Genomic DNA, 14,218 nt, shown 5'->3' on the forward strand with positions numbered 1-14,218 from the left:
CCGCGCCAGGCAGATCAGCGGAAGTTTTTCTCGCGCCGGATCATGCCCACCGCCAGCGTGGCGGTCAGGATAAACAGCCAGATCAGCGACCACACCGGGATCGACAGGCCGAAGATCGGGGGCAGCGGCGTGGTGCACATGCCATCCGAGAAAAACACCTGCGGCAGGACCTTGGCCGTGGGCAACTGGTTGACCCAGTTCTCCAGCGGATCGATGCCGCAGCTGGCCTTGGGATTCAGCAACAGCGACACGTGATAGCCCGCCACCGCGATGCCAGCCACACCGGACAGCATGCCCAGCCCTTGCCACAGGCTGCGCGTGTTCTGCGCAATGGCGGCCAGCAGCGAGAACAGGCCGATTGCCACGAAGGCAAAACGCTGCATCACGCACAGCGGGCACGGCTGGTACCCATCGACGTGCTGCAGGTAGAGGGCATAGCCGACCAGCCCGAAGGAAATCGCGGCGATCAGCAGAAAGAAACTACGGGAATTGGCTTGCATGGCTCACTAGCAAAAAAATGGCCGGGCGGCACCCGTCGAAGCGCTAGACAGGCACCGCGAGGCCCTCCATCGGTGCGCCGGACGGCGTTGCCGTCCGCGCAATACGAGGCACATTATTACCGATTTTGCGAAAGATGCCCCCACAATCCCGCGCGACGGGCCCGACGCCGCTTGCGGCGGATTGACGCAGGCCGCGCGGCGCGCAGGGCCACGCTCAGGCGCCCGCACGACAGGCTGGCGCATGGCTCGCGCAAGGCGGGTGGAAACCGCCACAGCAAGCGGCCGGCCTCCCGCGAGCGCGCCGCCTTCAGGGTGCGCGGACGTTGCCGGACAGCGATTGCCAGCGCTGCGCTGACATGCGGTACAGCCAGTGCAACAGCAGCGGGCTGTCCTGCGCGAGTGCAGGGTGCTCGAAGGTGCCGTCCGCCACCATGCCCAGCCGCTCCATCACGGCGCGGGAACGCACATTGGGCAGCGCGGTGAACGAGACGATCTCCGCCAGCGCCAGCCTCCCGAAGCCAAATTGCAGCGCAGCCCGCGCCGCCTCCGCGGCATAGCCCCGCCCCCAGTGCGCCCGCGACAGGCGCCAGCCGATTTCCACGCAGGGGGAGAACGGCAGCGTCGCGGCAGGTTCATGCAAGCCGACGAAGCCGATAAAGGCGCCATCCTCCTTGCGCTCGACCGCCCAGAAGCCCCAGCCGCGCGCGGCGATCAGCGACTGGCAACGCAATGCAATGGCGTCGCTGGCGGCGCGGTCCAACGGCGCCGGAAAGCACGCCATCACCACCGGATCGGCATTGAGCGCGGCAAAGGGCGCGAAATCCGCCTCGCGCCACTGGCGCAAGCGCAGGCGGGCAGTGTCCAGGACGACCGGCTCATGACCGGCCGCGCCTGCCAGGGAAGTCTGTCGATCGGGCATGTTGACGATATCTCCCGGCTTAGCGCGCGGCCGCGCCCTGCCCGGCCTGGCTGCGCTCGTAGGCTTTCAGCGCCTGCGCGTCCTGATGGCTGACGAGCTCGCAAATCAGCAGCGTCTTGCCCGGCAGCGCGGCGCTTTCGCGCGCCACGATGGAAACGGTGCCGAGACCGGGCAGGGGCTGCTGAGCGGCCGGCAGAGCGCGGGCAAAGCCCTTGGTGGCGGTGCCCAGCAAGGTCGAAGTCTCCTGCTTGAGCTGGTAGCGCGCGGCCAGCGCTTCGGCCTGCTGGCCCTGCACCAGCACACCCACCGACGTACCGGCGAATATCACTTCATCGCTAGCGAAGCCGTCCTGCGCGATGGGCTGCGGCAGCTTGTAGATGGCCGCGCCCAGCCTGGACAGATCCGGCTTGGCGAGCTTCTCGGCGGCCTCGTAGAGCGCGGTGGCGGCCTTGGTCGTGTAGGGCGGTTTGCACAGCGCTGCGTCAAAGAACGGCCTGGCGCCATCGGCCGCGGCTGCAGCCGCGTGCAGCAATGCTGCGCCGCAGCCGATCGCGGCGATCATGCCGTGGCGGCGATGGACGTTGAAAATGCGCATGGATGGACTCCGATTGAAAAAGTGCTTCAGAATATACCCAAAATCGCCACTGGAGAGGGTCGGGAAAGGGCTGGCGCCCTCACTCCAGGTGCCGGACCCGGTCGATTGCCTGTTCCAGCCGCTCCACCGCCATCACCTCCAGCCCGTCGATCTTCTGCTTGGGCGCATTGGCCTTGGGAATCACCGCCATCGAGAAGCCAAGCTTGGCCGCTTCGCGCAAGCGTTCCTGCCCGCGCGGGCTGGGACGGATCTCGCCGGCCAGGCCGACTTCGCCGAAGACCACCAGCCCGCGCGGCAGCGGCTTGTTGCGCATGGAGGAATGGATCGCCAGCAGCACCGCCAGGTCGGCCGCCGGCTCGGAGATCTTGACCCCGCCCACGGCGTTGAGAAACACGTCCTGGTCAAAGCAGGCAATGCCGGCGTGGCGGTGCAGCACCGCCAGCAGCATGGCCAGCCGGTTCTGCTCCAGCCCCACGGCCAGGCGCCGGGGATTCGGCACGTGCGCGGTATCCACCAGCGCCTGTACCTCCACCAGCAGCGGCCGCGTGCCCTCCTGCGTCACCAGCACGCAGGAGCCGGGCACCACCTGCTCGTGCTGCGACAGGAACAACGCGGAGGGATTGCTGACGCCGCGCAGGCCACGCTCGGTCATGGCGAACACGCCCAGCTCGTTGACCGCGCCGAAGCGGTTCTTGAAAGCGCGGATCAGGCGGTGCGAGGAATGCGTGTCGCCCTCGAAATACAAAACGGTATCGACAATATGCTCCAGCACGCGCGGCCCGGCCAGGCTGCCGTCCTTGGTCACGTGCCCGACCAGGATGATGGTGGTACCCGTGCTCTTGGCGATGCGGGTGAGCTGGGCCGCGCACTCGCGCACCTGGGCCACCGAGCCCGGCGCCGAGGTCAGCGCCTCCGAGAACAAGGTCTGGATCGAATCGATCACCGCCACCTCGGGCTTCTCCGCCTCCAGCGTGGCCTGGATCTTCTCCAGCTGGATCTCAGCCAGCAGCGCCAGGTGCGGACTGTCGACGCCGAGGCGCTGCGCGCGCAATGCAATCTGCGCGCCGGACTCCTCGCCGCTGACGTACAGCACGCGCCGCTCAGCGGCCAGGTTGGCCAGCGCCTGCAACAGCAGGGTGGACTTGCCGATGCCGGGATCGCCGCCGATCAGCACCACGCCGCCGGAAACCAGGCCGCCGCCCAGCACGCGGTCGAACTCATCGATGCCGCTGGAGAAACGCGGCACGTCGGCGGCGTCGATTTCCGACAGGCGCTGCACCATCGCGGAAGCCGCCAGCGGCTGGAAGCGCTTGGCCGAGCCGGTCTCCGCCACGGTCTCCACCAGGGTGTTCCATTGCTGGCACTGCGGGCACTGGCCTTGCCAGCGCGGCGAGGTGCCGCCGCATTCGGTGCAGGTGTAGACGTTCTTGGGCTTGGCCAACTGGAGTCCTCGGGAATGGGGGATATGGCGGGTACAGGCACGTGGGCGAACCGCGCCTTCAATGCGGAGCACATGCGCGGCCCGGAGCCGCCCCGGCCTGCCCGCGAACGGACCGGCCGGGCTGGATGTGGCAGGCGCTCCGCGAGGCCGCTCAGGCCAGTGCCGGCTGCTCGGGCGCGGTCAGCGTCGCCACGGTCACCGGCACGCGGAGCGCCAGCGCGCACATCAGCTCGTAGCCCACGGTACCGCTGGCGGCGGCGACGTCGTCGATCGGCAAGCCCTGGCCCCACAGGGTCACGGGACTGCCCACCTTGGCCTTGGGGCAAGGGGTCAGGTCGACGCAGATCATATCCATGGAGACCCGGCCCACCAGACGGGTGCGCACGCCGTCGACCAGCACCGGCGCCGGGTTGTCGCCCCAGCCCGCCGCATGCCGAGGATAGCCGTCGGCATAGCCGCAGGCGACCACGCCGATGCGCATCGGCCGCTCGGCCTTGAACAGCGAACCGTAGCCAACGGTATCGCCCGGCTGGAGGTCCTGTATCGAGATCAACTCGCTGTGCAGCGACATGGCCGGCTGCAGGCCGAAGCTGGACACATCGGCCGCCTGGCCCGTGGGCGATGCGCCGTACAGCACCACCCCTGGCCGGACCCAGGCGCGGTGAGCCTGCGGATGCCACAGCGTGGCGGCGGAGTTGGACAAGCTGGCCTCGCCCGGCAGGTTCGCGGTGGTGGCGTCGAACACTTCCATCTGGTGCGCGATGCCGCGCGCGCTGTCGGCGTCCGAGAAATGGGTCATATGCACGATACTGCCCACGCATGAGAGGGTCCGCGCACGCTCCCAGGCGGTCCGGTATTGCTCCGGGCGGAAGCCCAGGCGGTTCATGCCGGTATTGAGCTTGAGCTGGATCGCCAGCGGGCCCTTGGGCCGCGCCACTTCCAGCATGCGGAGTTGTTCGTCGCAGTGCACCACGGTGGTGAGGCGGTACTGCTCCAGCAGGGCCACATCCTGCGGCTGGAAGAAACCCTCCAGCAACAGGATCGGGCCCTGCCAGCCCAGTTCGCGCAACAGCACGGCTTCGTTCAGGTCGAGCAGGCCGAAACCGTCGGCGGCGCGCAGGCCGGCGAAAGCACGGCGGATGCCGTGGCCATAGGCGTTGGCCTTGATCACGGCCCAGACCCGCGACTGGGGTGCGCAATGGCGCACAACGTCCAGGTTGTTGGCCAGGGCCGGTTGATGAATGACGGCGTGAATGGGTCTTGGCATGAGATCGCTTCTAGAGGCTTGCGGCGCGGTGGCGCGGCTGGGATCCTGGCTGTCTGGCCTGAATGCTCCCGCCCGATGGTTGCACCATATCCGGGAAGACCCGGTACGCGCGGCACGTTGCACAGACGTTATTTGAACACATTAGAGCAAACATTTAGGGAATCGCGGCGCGCTTGCGTTGTCCAACCGGCGGCCCGTGGATGCTCGGAATCGCCTTATTTTCGTGTTATAAAGCCGGACGTTCCGGCCATGTTTTAAAAGTGATGCAATATGTCAATCAGGGTCAGGCAAACTGCGCGGCACTCCCGGGTTCGGCACGAGCATCACTTTGACAACGACGCGGGCCCAGGTTCCCTACAGGCAACAACGGCAACAACGGCGCCGAGCGGCGCGCTGGTGCCAGTCACGTACGGTAATAGCGATGGAGATAGAGTCCAAAGTATGAAGAAGGGTTTTTATACCATCATGGCGGCGCAGTTCTTCTCATCGCTGGCCGACAATGCGCTGCTCATCGCCGCCATCGCCCTTCTCACCGAACTGCATTCCCCGCAGTGGATGACCCCGCTGCTCAAGTTGTTCTTCGTGCTCTCCTACGTCGTGCTGGCCGCCTTCGTGGGCGCCTTCGCCGACTCGATGCCCAAGGGCAAGGTGATGTTCATCACGAACACCATCAAGATCGGCGGTTGCGCCATCATGATGTTCGGGCTGCACCCGCTGCTGGCCTATGGCATCGTCGGATTCGGCGCGGCGGCCTACTCGCCCGCCAAGTACGGCATCCTCACCGAACTGCTCCCCCCCGAAAAGCTGGTGGCCGCCAATGGCTGGATCGAAGGCCTGACCGTGGGCTCGATCATCCTCGGCACCGTGGTGGGTGGCGCGCTGATCTCGGTGCATATCTCGCAGCTTCTGCTGGGCATCGACGTACCCGGCGTCAATACCGGCATCAATACGCCGGCCGAGGCTGCGATGGTGGTGATCATGCTGTTCTACGTGATCGCAGCCATCTTCAACCTGTTCATTCCCGAGACCGGCGCGCGTTACCCGCAGCAGGAAAAGAACCCGATCAAGCTGATTGCCGAATTCGCCGACTGCTTTACCGCGCTGTGGCGCGACAAGCTGGGCCAGATCTCGCTGGCCGTGACCACGCTGTTCTGGGGCGCCGGCGCCACGCTGCAGTTCATCGTGTTGAAATGGGCGGAGAAGTCGCTCAGCCTGAACCTCTCGCAAGGCGCGCTGCTGCAGGCCGTGGTGGCAGTGGGCGTCGCGGTCGGCGCGATCATGGCGGCCATGCGCATTCCCCTGCGCAAGTCGCTGTCGGTGCTGCCCTTCGGCGTGGCAATGGGCGTGGTGGTGATGCTGATGGCCTTCTACACCAAGAACAGCATGCCCGACATTACGTTCCAGTTCCTCGGCATGCACATGCCGTTGTACATGGCCATCGCCTACGTGTTCCTGATGCTGGTAGGCGGCATGTCCGGCTACTTCGTGGTGCCGATGAACGCGCTGCTGCAGCACCGCGGGCACGTGCTGCTATCGGCCGGGCACTCGATTGCCGTGCAGAACTTCAACGAAAACGTTTCCGTGCTGCTGATGCTGTGCCTGTACGCATTGCTGATCAAGCTCAATGTGCCCATCGGCATCGTCATCGTCGCGTTCGGCATTTTTGTCTGCGTGACCATGCTGCTGGTGATGCGCCAGCACCGCTACAACGTGCGGACCTTCAATTCGCTGGCCATGATCGGCGAAGACAAGCACCACTAGCACTAGCCAGGCGGAGGGCCGGGCACGGCCCTCACCCCACCGGCCTGGCGATGCGCTGGCGCGCACGCTCTTCCCACCCCGGGGGCACCACGAAGCCGCGCGTACGTTCCCGCCACACGCCGGGCTGCCCCGCCGGCTCCACTTCGCATAGCATCACCGGGGCCTCGCGCCGCCAGTTCTTCTCGTGGTGCGTTTCGGCAAAGCGCTGCGCCAGGGCCTCATGTACCGCCTCCGCCGTCTCCGTATGCGCTTGCGCCACCCTGGCCGGCGCCATCCATGCCGAGCGCGGCAGCCGGTACCAGCGCGATCCTTCCCGCTTGTGCGCCCAGTCCGACCAGTCCTGCAAGGTAGACCACCAGCCATGCAAGTGGTCGGGCGCGATTCCCAGATCGCCGATGGCAGCCGGCACCACACCGTCCCGGTAGAACAGCCACCCGAGCAGGTAGACCTCGCTGCGATCGACCGGCCGGCCCAGCAGCGCGCGGGCCTCCGGCGTGTGCGACAGCGGCAGCTGGCGGCGCACGATATGTTCGAGCTTGTCGCCCAGCCGGTCCACCAGGTTGGGACCGACAAAACAATGCCGGTCCAGCACGGCTTTGCCGGTCCCGCCATCGCGCGACACGGCATCCGCCACGGGCTCGACCAGCAGGTAGAACTTGGCTGCCATCTCCCAGTGCACGGTGGCGCCGCTAGCCACGTCTCGCCAGACGAAATCCAGTTCCCCCAGCGTTTGCACGCCATGGGTGCCGGCGCGGCGCACCGGCAGGTTCGCCGCGAGCAGTTCCAGTCCCTCGGTGTGTTCCAGCGTGAATTGCAGCAGGCGTTCCGCGTGGCGGCCCAGGCGCAGGCTGGGCGCGGGCGACGGGCCGCGCACGCGCTGCTGTTCCTGGCCAAGCGCCAGCTCGGCAATGGTGGGCGGCAGCGAACCGGGATCGGCAGCCGGCAGCCAGCGCTGCCAGGCGGCCAGCGCCCCTTCCGGCCAGCGCGCCAGGGCCGCCTGCGAAGGCGCCGAACCGTTGACGGCGGGATGGGCCGCGTCAGCTTCGGGCAGGAACGCGAGCAATGGGGGCGAAAGCGAGCACCAGGCGAGTTCGCGCAGGCGCTGCGAGGCGGCATGGCGCCAGAGCGGCGCCATCTCGATGGCGCCGCCGGGGCTTAGCGCGAAATCAGGCCTTGGCTCCCGCACGGTCGTGCACCTCGCGTGCCAGGCACAGGTCCTCCCAGGCACGCGCCTTGTCCGACAAGGTGCGCAACAGGTAGGCGGGATGGTAGGTCACCACCACCGGGATGCCTTCATAGCTGTGGACGGTGCCGCGCAGCTTGCCGATCGGCGTGGTGGTGCGCAGCAGGGACTGAGCGGCAAAGCGCCCCAGCACCACGATCAGCTTGGGCTGGATCAATGCGATCTGGCGCTTCAGGTAGGGTTCGCACTGGGCGACCTCTTCCGGCTCGGGATTGCGGTTGCCGGGCGGGCGGCACTTGAGCACGTTGGCGATATACACGTTGCGTCCGCGCGCCAGGTCCAGGGCAGCCAGCATATTGTCGAGCAGCTTGCCGGCCTGGCCGACGAAGGGCTCGCCCTGCTTGTCCTCGTTTTCGCCCGGCGCTTCGCCGATCAGCATCCATTCGGCCCGGCGGTCGCCCACGCCGAACACGGTCTGGGTGCGGCCGTTGCACAGCTGGCAGTCCACGCAGCCCGAGACGCGCTGTTCGAGCGCGCTCCAGTCCAGCGCGGCAATGGCGGCGGAACGCGCATCGGCGTCCACACCCGGTTGGGCTGCCGGCGAGGGATCGAAGCCGCTTTCCGCCGGGATCGCGACGGGCGGCCGGGGAGGAAGGCGGACCGGTGCCGGGACGGGCCCGGCATCCATGTCTGGCCCCCATGCGGAAGGCGCCGCCGCCACTGCAACCGCCTCGTCCTCGCCGGCTTCGGCTGGCGCATCGACAGCGGCAGCGTGCGCGATGACAACCTGCGCGGCTTCCTGCGCGGGCTGGTCGTCGTGATCCAGGGCATCTTCACCGGCGGCGACGGCGTCCACGGCCGCCCCCGGTGGCCCGGCGGCCTCCGGCATGGCTGGTGCGCGGCGCAGCACCCATTCATCGGCAATGCCGAGCACTTCGAGAAACCTGGCGCGGCGGCTCATGGCATGGCCTCCACAGGCGCCCAGGCGCGGCGCAGCACCAGCGCATCCTCCCGCGCATGGCCCGCGGCCGGGTAATAGCCCTTGCGCCGCCCGATCTCGGCAAAGCCCGCCTGGCGGTACAGCTCGATCGCCCCGACGTTGGATGGCCGCACTTCCAGCAACATGGTATGCAGGTGATGCCCGTGCGACGTGGCCAGGGCGACGGCCAGCAGCAGCCGGCCCAGCCCGCCACGCTGGCGCACCGGGTCCACGGTGATATTGAGCAGGTGCATCTCGTCGACCACCGGCATCAGCACCGTATAGGCAACCAGCACGCCGCCGGGATCCCGCAGGGTCAGGCCAATATGCCCCGCCTTGACGGAGTTCTCGAAATTGCCGCGCGTCCACGGATGGCTATAGGCCCTGGCTTCGATCTCCGCGACGGCTTCGACATCCAGCGCGCTCATCCGGCCGATGGCCCAGCCTGCCGGTATGCTCGGCATCACCGGCATCTCTGGCCACGCGCAGCCGGCGCCGGCTCCCTGGCCAGAGCCGGGACGGGCCGCGCCGTCGGCGGGTGGCAGGTTGCGCTCCACGCTCACGGCTGCTCCCCCGCTGCGGCCAGCGAGGCGCGCTGCGCCGCCGCGACTTGGCGCTCGGCGATGGTCTGGGCAACCTTGTCGCGCAGGTAGATCGGCATGGCGTCCGCCGCCGCGACGGTTTCATTGCGCGCCAGCGCGCGCAGGGCAATCGATACCAGCGCCGGCGCGGCGGGCAAGGCTTCGGGCACGCTTTGCTGCGCCATCCCCGTTGCCTTGAGGCGCTCGCCAAACACGGCAGCAGCGCTGCCGGCCAGCCAGAACGGCCCGGCCGGCAGGCTGACGGCCTCGGGCGGGCACACCTGCATTTCGGTCGCTGCCTGCCACTCGTGCACGCCGGCATCCCAGCGGAAAGCGCCCGCATAGGCTTCGTCCATGCGCGCATCCAGGGCAACCAGCACCGAGACGCCGGGCGGCAAGGCGGGCATCCCCTCGCCGCCCAGGCGCACGCGCTCGGCACAGGCCATCAGCGAATTGACGGGAATCACCGGCAGGTCGGCCCCGAAGGCCAGCCCCTGGGCCACGCCGCAGGCGGTGCGCAGGCCCGTGAAGGAGCCCGGCCCGGCGCCAAACGCGATGGCGGCGCAATCGGACAAGGCGATGCCGGCCTCGGCCAGCAGCTCGCCGGCGGCCGGCAACACGCGGGAAGAGGAGCGCGGGCCGGTATGTTCATGACGAACCAGGCACTCAAGGGCGCCGCCATCGGCAAGGCGCCCGAGCGCGACCGAACACCACTCGGTGGAGGTTTCAACTGCAAGAATCCAGGACATGGCGAGATTGTATCCGGAGCGACCTCAAAAGCTGAACTTGCGCGCGTCCGGGCCAACCCGTAACCGGGCGCCCCTTCCCCGCGGACTGAAGTGTTCTTCGGTTTCTTTCGGCGCCAACGCACCGTGGCGGGGGCTATCATCGCGGCTCACGCGCTTTGTCCCCCAACGCTTCCCCTTCAAACCCATACCGGAGAATCCCATGAGCGACCTGCAGGCACGCTTCGCCCAAGCCCAGCTCGACGTCAAGCAACTGACCGAGCGCCCCAGCAACATGACCCTGCTGCGCCTGTATGCGCTGTTCAAGCAAGGCAGCGAGGGCGACGCCCACGGCGACAAGCCGGGCATGACCGATTTCGTCGGCCGCTACAAGTTCGAGGCCTGGGAGACGCTCAAGGGCACGTCCCAGGACGACGCCAGGGAAAAATACATCGCGCTGGTGGAGGAACTGCGCAGCGGCACCACCGCCTGAAGCCGGACCGCCCCCTCCCGGTCCCCCCTAGGCCTGCGCCGCGTCGGACAGCGGCCTTGGCCGGATCCGCCAGGCCGCCAGGATCGCGGTGGCGATAACCAGCCCCACCGCGAGGAAGGTTTCGTCGAAGGCGCGGATGCGCGCGGCGGCGTCGCCTTCCGGGCCGAGCACCGCGCCCTGCGCCGCCAGCCGCCATTGCAGCCCCACCCCGGCAAGGCTCACGCCGATGGCGCCACCCAGTTGCCGCAGGAAGTTGATGCAGCTGGAGCCCTGCGCGATCAGCGAATAATCCACGCCGCGCATCGCACCCAGCGTCAGCGAAGGCAGGATGCAGCCCAGCCCGATGCGGCCGAGTATCGCAAACCCCACCAGCAGCAGGTAAGGCGTGGCCTTGGTGCCCATCGCCATCAGCAGGAAGGAAGCCGCCAGCAGCGCGAGGCCGAAGGACACCTGCCAATGCGGTGCGACGCGATTGGACAAGCGCCCCGATGCGGCGATGGTCAAGGCCAGCGCGATGCCCGCAGGCAACAGCACCAGGCCGGCGCGCGACGGCGTATAGGCCAGCGCCAACTGCATATAGACCGGCAGCAGGTAGGTGGACCCGAACAGCCCCGCGCCGTAGATGAACGCCACCACCGCCCCGGCCGCGAACTGCTGGTAGCTGTACAGGCGCATATTCATCAGCGGATGGGCGGCACGCAACTGCCACAGCACGAACACCACCAGCATCAGTACCCCGAAGCCGGCCAGTGCCAGCCCGGCCGGCAGGCTTTCACGCATCTGCACCAGCCCGTTGAGCAAGCTCACGGTGGCAATGCCGGCCAGCCCCAGGCCCTGCCAGTCGAGCGGCTTGCGCTCGCCCATCATGGCGGAGTCCACCGCCATGAAGCGCCGCGCCATCCACAGCCCGATCAGCGTCAGCGGCACCACCACGAAGAAAATCGAGCGCCAGCCGAAGGCCTCCACCAGGAAGCCGCCCAGGCTCGGCCCCAGCGCCGGCGCCAGCACCACGCCGAAGCCGAACAGGCTGACCGCCTTGCCCTGCTCGCGCTCCTCGAACACCCGCAGGATCAGGATATTCGGCAGCGGCTGCAGGATCCCCGCGGCAACGCCCTCGGCCGCCCGCATGGCGATCATCACGCCGTAAGTCGGTGAGAATCCGCCAACCAGCCCGCCCGCGCCCAGCAGCAACAGGCTGCCCAGGAAGGTGCGGCGCAGGCCATAGCGGTTGAGCAGCCAGGGGGTCAGCAGCATCGACAGCGTCATGGCGATCATGAAGCTGGCCGCCACCCATTGCGCGCGCTCCTGCCCGAGCACGAAATGCCGGCTCAGGTCCGGAATGGCCACATTGACGATGGTCGACGACACGATCGACGAGACCGTCCCCAGCATCAGCGTGAGCAGCACCAGCCAGCGCAGGCGGCTGCCATAACGCGCCCGCAGCGATTCCCGGGTCGGCCCGCCTGGCTGCCCGCCGGGGGCAGGCGACGAAGGCTGCCCGCTCACCCCAGCCGCCCGAGGGCTGCCAGTTCGCGAATCTTGCGCACGGTGTCGAGGTCGGCCTCATGGTAGGCCGACTTGACGATCTCGGCGTAACGGTCGTCGCCGCTGTCGTCCACCGCGGGCATGGTGGTTTCGTAGATAAAGCGCAGCAGCAGCGCGCCGGGGCCCGGCGTCTCGATCGCCATGGTCAGGGTGCCGCCTGCGTGTTCGTCCGTGGGAGCGGTTTCATAGCGCACCACGCGGCGCCGCTCGAAGACCACGCGGTCGCGGATCGTGGCCTTGCCGAAGTGCAGCTTGCGCTCGACCCAGTCGTCGCCCCGTTCCACGATCTCCGCGCGGTCCAGCCCCATCACAAACAGTTCGGGCTCGGCACTGCGCAGCACCAGTCCTTGCCAGAGCTGCTCCGGCGTAAGCGTGTCCAACTGGATATTTCGTGGATCGTTGATCTCCACCAGGTGCTCGAAACGCAACTTCACTCTCCCGATCTATTGTTAGCCGATATTATGAGGGTTTCCGAGCCAAGGTTCTCAGCAAAACTTCCGCGCCCGGAACCCTGTCGCAAAGCTGCCAATGCGGCTTTACCCGACGCTTCCCGCCAGTCCTGCCCGCCACGGAGAATGCCCATGAGCCATCCCCCGCTGTCCGCTACCGCTCCCTCCCCCCTCGACAGCGCGTACGCCGACCCGCTCCAGGTATTGGTCTATGCCGACTCGCTGTCGTGGGGCATCGTGCCGGGAACGCGGCAGCGCCTGCCCTGGCCGGTGCGCTGGCCCGGGCGCCTGGAGCTTGCCCTGAATGTGGCGAACGGCGCGGCCGCCGGCGCCCAGCGCCCGGTGCGCATACTCGAAGACTGCCTCAACGGCCGCCGCACGGTCTGGGACGACCCCTTCAAACCCGGCCGCAACGGCATCCAGGGCCTGGCACAGCGCATGGAAATGCACGCGCCGCTGGCCCTGGTCATCCTGATGCTCGGCAGCAACGACTTCCAGTCCATGCACCCGCACAATGCCTGGCATGCCGCGCAAGGCATCGGCGCCCTGCTCGACGCCATCCGCGGCGCGCCCATCGAGCCCGGCATGCCGGTGCCGCCGGTACTGGTGCTGGTACCGCCCCCCATCACTACGCCGCGCGGGCCGCTGGCGCCCAAGTTCGCGGGCGGCGAGCACAAATGCGCCGGGCTGGCGCAAGCCTTCGAGGAGGTCTGCCGCGCCCGCGGTTGCGACTGGTTCGACACCGGCACGGTGATCCGCAGCAGCGAGGTTGACGGCGTGCACCTTGACGCCGCCGACCATATGGCGCTCGGCGACGCGCTGGCGCCCGTCGTGGCCGCGCTGCTGGCACCGGCGCGCGCCTGACAGGCTCCCCGGCATGGGCGCCGGATTCAACACTCCTGACAGTATGTGTCAGGAGTGCTGGCGCACAATGCGGCTCCTCACTCAGCGGGCGTTTTTGCCATGCGCTTGCCTCACCATCCGCACCCGGCACGCACGTGGCGCCCAACGGAAAGCCCCGCAGTGATATCGCCCCAATCAAAGCAGGAGGCAGCGATGCAATTGCTGGTCAATATCGATGTCGACGACCTCGCGCGCGGCATCGGCTTCTATCAGCGCGGCCTGGGACTGCGCCTGGCGCGCAAGCTGTTCGACGGAACCGTGGCAGAAATGGCGGGCGGCGCCACGCCCATCTACCTGCTCGCCGGTGCGCCAGGCACCTCGCCCGGCGCACGTGCCGACGGACGGCGCAACTATCGCCGGCGCACGATGCCGGTACATCTCGACTTTGTGGTGGAAGACCTCGAAGCCGCCATCGAGCGCGCGCTGGAAGCCGGCGCCGAACTCGAGGACTGGCCGCAGGATTTCGCCTGGGGCCGGCAGGCCATGCTGTCCGATCCCTTCGGCCATGGCATCTGTTTCATCGAGTGGAAGGGCGAAGGATACGGTGCTGCAATGGACGGGAAACGAGCCGTGGAGGCGGCCTAGCGGCGGTTCTGCCGCAAGCGCGGTTTGCCTGGGCACGGGCCCCTTCCGAACTGTCGCGAGGAAATTTCTGCGAGTGGCCATCGCGGCGGGCCGCCCATCCATAAAAGTGGATATGCAAGCGCAGTTTGCTTCGTTGGTGGCGTGGCGAGCTTGTTCTATCGTGTCTCCGGTGCAAACAACGAGACGACAACGAGAAGACAACGCTGAGCTTGCCAGGGACATCGCCGGCCAACCTGCCGGCCGTGTTCCGGCGGGCTCCAGGCCCAACCGGACCGCGCGGCGCATCGCCGCC

The 14,218-nt window shown here is 67.8% G+C and carries 15 protein-coding genes; 4 read left to right on the plus strand and 11 right to left on the minus strand.

The window, feature by feature from the left end; translation table 11 throughout:
• Nucleotides 1-14: 14 nt before the first annotated feature.
• The 5 genes from CF70_RS12750 to alr all read right to left on the minus strand — a co-directional run bounded on the left by CF70_RS12750 (nt 15) and on the right by alr (nt 4,722).
• Nucleotides 15-500, minus strand: a complete 486-nt coding sequence (locus tag CF70_RS12750) for a disulfide bond formation protein B (RefSeq protein WP_035864935.1) — start codon at nt 498-500, stop codon at nt 15-17.
• Between the two features lie 307 nt (nt 501-807).
• The gene (locus CF70_RS12755) at nt 808-1,419 is read right to left on the minus strand and encodes a GNAT family N-acetyltransferase (protein WP_051648346.1); all 612 of its coding nucleotides are present in this window, start codon (nt 1,417-1,419) and stop codon (nt 808-810) included.
• Between the two features lie 19 nt (nt 1,420-1,438).
• Nucleotides 1,439-2,014, minus strand: a complete 576-nt coding sequence (locus CF70_RS12760) for a hypothetical protein (RefSeq protein WP_035864937.1) — start codon at nt 2,012-2,014, stop codon at nt 1,439-1,441.
• A gap of 79 nt (nt 2,015-2,093) precedes the next feature.
• Nucleotides 2,094-3,455 carry a DNA repair protein RadA gene (gene radA, locus CF70_RS12765; protein WP_035864940.1) on the minus strand — a complete coding sequence of 454 codons (1,362 nt, stop codon included), beginning with the start codon at nt 3,453-3,455 and terminating at the stop codon, nt 2,094-2,096.
• 151 nt (nt 3,456-3,606) lie between these two features.
• Nucleotides 3,607-4,722 (minus strand): alanine racemase, encoded by a 1,116-nt coding sequence (gene alr / locus CF70_RS12770; RefSeq protein ID WP_035864942.1) that lies wholly within the window; start codon nt 4,720-4,722, stop codon nt 3,607-3,609.
• 441 nt (nt 4,723-5,163) lie between these two features.
• Between alr and lplT the strand changes: the two genes are divergently transcribed.
• Nucleotides 5,164-6,483, plus strand: coding sequence for a lysophospholipid transporter LplT (lplT, locus tag CF70_RS12775; protein ID WP_035864944.1), 1,320 nt, complete (start codon nt 5,164-5,166; stop codon nt 6,481-6,483).
• A gap of 31 nt (nt 6,484-6,514) precedes the next feature.
• Here lplT and CF70_RS12780 read toward each other — a convergent pair whose 3' ends face one another.
• The 4 genes from CF70_RS12780 to tsaB all read right to left on the minus strand — a co-directional run bounded on the left by CF70_RS12780 (nt 6,515) and on the right by tsaB (nt 9,975).
• Nucleotides 6,515-7,669 carry a DUF1853 family protein gene (locus tag CF70_RS12780; RefSeq protein ID WP_035864946.1) on the minus strand — a complete coding sequence of 385 codons (1,155 nt, stop codon included), beginning with the start codon at nt 7,667-7,669 and terminating at the stop codon, nt 6,515-6,517.
• A complete protein-coding gene (locus CF70_RS12785; RefSeq protein WP_035864948.1) occupies nt 7,650-8,627 on the minus strand; it encodes a uracil-DNA glycosylase in 978 nt (325 codons plus the stop codon). Before CF70_RS12785 ends, CF70_RS12780 begins: the two co-directional genes overlap by 20 nt.
• Nucleotides 8,624-9,118, minus strand: a complete 495-nt coding sequence (rimI, locus tag CF70_RS12790) for a ribosomal protein S18-alanine N-acetyltransferase (RefSeq protein ID WP_035865087.1) — start codon at nt 9,116-9,118, stop codon at nt 8,624-8,626. The genes CF70_RS12785 and rimI overlap by 4 nt, the downstream gene beginning before the upstream one ends.
• 86 nt (nt 9,119-9,204) lie before the next feature.
• On the minus strand, nt 9,205-9,975 hold the full coding sequence (gene tsaB, locus CF70_RS12795; RefSeq protein WP_035864950.1) for a tRNA (adenosine(37)-N6)-threonylcarbamoyltransferase complex dimerization subunit type 1 TsaB: 771 nt from the start codon (nt 9,973-9,975) through the stop codon (nt 9,205-9,207).
• 199 nt (nt 9,976-10,174) lie between these two features.
• Here tsaB and CF70_RS12800 point away from each other — a divergent pair, with 199 nt between their 5' ends.
• Nucleotides 10,175-10,444 (plus strand): acyl-CoA-binding protein, encoded by a 270-nt coding sequence (locus CF70_RS12800; RefSeq protein ID WP_035864953.1) that lies wholly within the window; start codon nt 10,175-10,177, stop codon nt 10,442-10,444.
• Nucleotides 10,445-10,471: 27 nt separating this feature from the next.
• On the opposite strand, the gene CF70_RS12805 is transcribed toward CF70_RS12800, so the two are convergent.
• Nucleotides 10,472-11,950, minus strand: coding sequence for a DHA2 family efflux MFS transporter permease subunit (locus tag CF70_RS12805; RefSeq protein WP_035864954.1), 1,479 nt, complete (start codon nt 11,948-11,950; stop codon nt 10,472-10,474).
• Nucleotides 11,947-12,417, minus strand: coding sequence for an SRPBCC family protein (locus tag CF70_RS12810; protein ID WP_035865091.1), 471 nt, complete (start codon nt 12,415-12,417; stop codon nt 11,947-11,949). The genes CF70_RS12805 and CF70_RS12810 overlap by 4 nt, the downstream gene beginning before the upstream one ends.
• 153 nt (nt 12,418-12,570) lie before the next feature.
• On the opposite strand from CF70_RS12810, the gene CF70_RS12815 reads away from it, so the two are divergent.
• On the plus strand, nt 12,571-13,302 hold the full coding sequence (locus CF70_RS12815; protein WP_035864956.1) for an SGNH/GDSL hydrolase family protein: 732 nt from the start codon (nt 12,571-12,573) through the stop codon (nt 13,300-13,302).
• A 192-nt stretch (nt 13,303-13,494) separates the two neighbouring features.
• Nucleotides 13,495-13,926 (plus strand): VOC family protein, encoded by a 432-nt coding sequence (locus CF70_RS12820; RefSeq protein WP_035864959.1) that lies wholly within the window; start codon nt 13,495-13,497, stop codon nt 13,924-13,926.
• Nucleotides 13,927-14,218: the final 292 nt, after the last annotated feature.

Origin of the sequence: Cupriavidus sp. SK-3, from assembly GCF_000611145.1 — a bacterium.
Taxonomy (GTDB): Bacteria; Pseudomonadota; Gammaproteobacteria; order Burkholderiales; family Burkholderiaceae; genus Cupriavidus.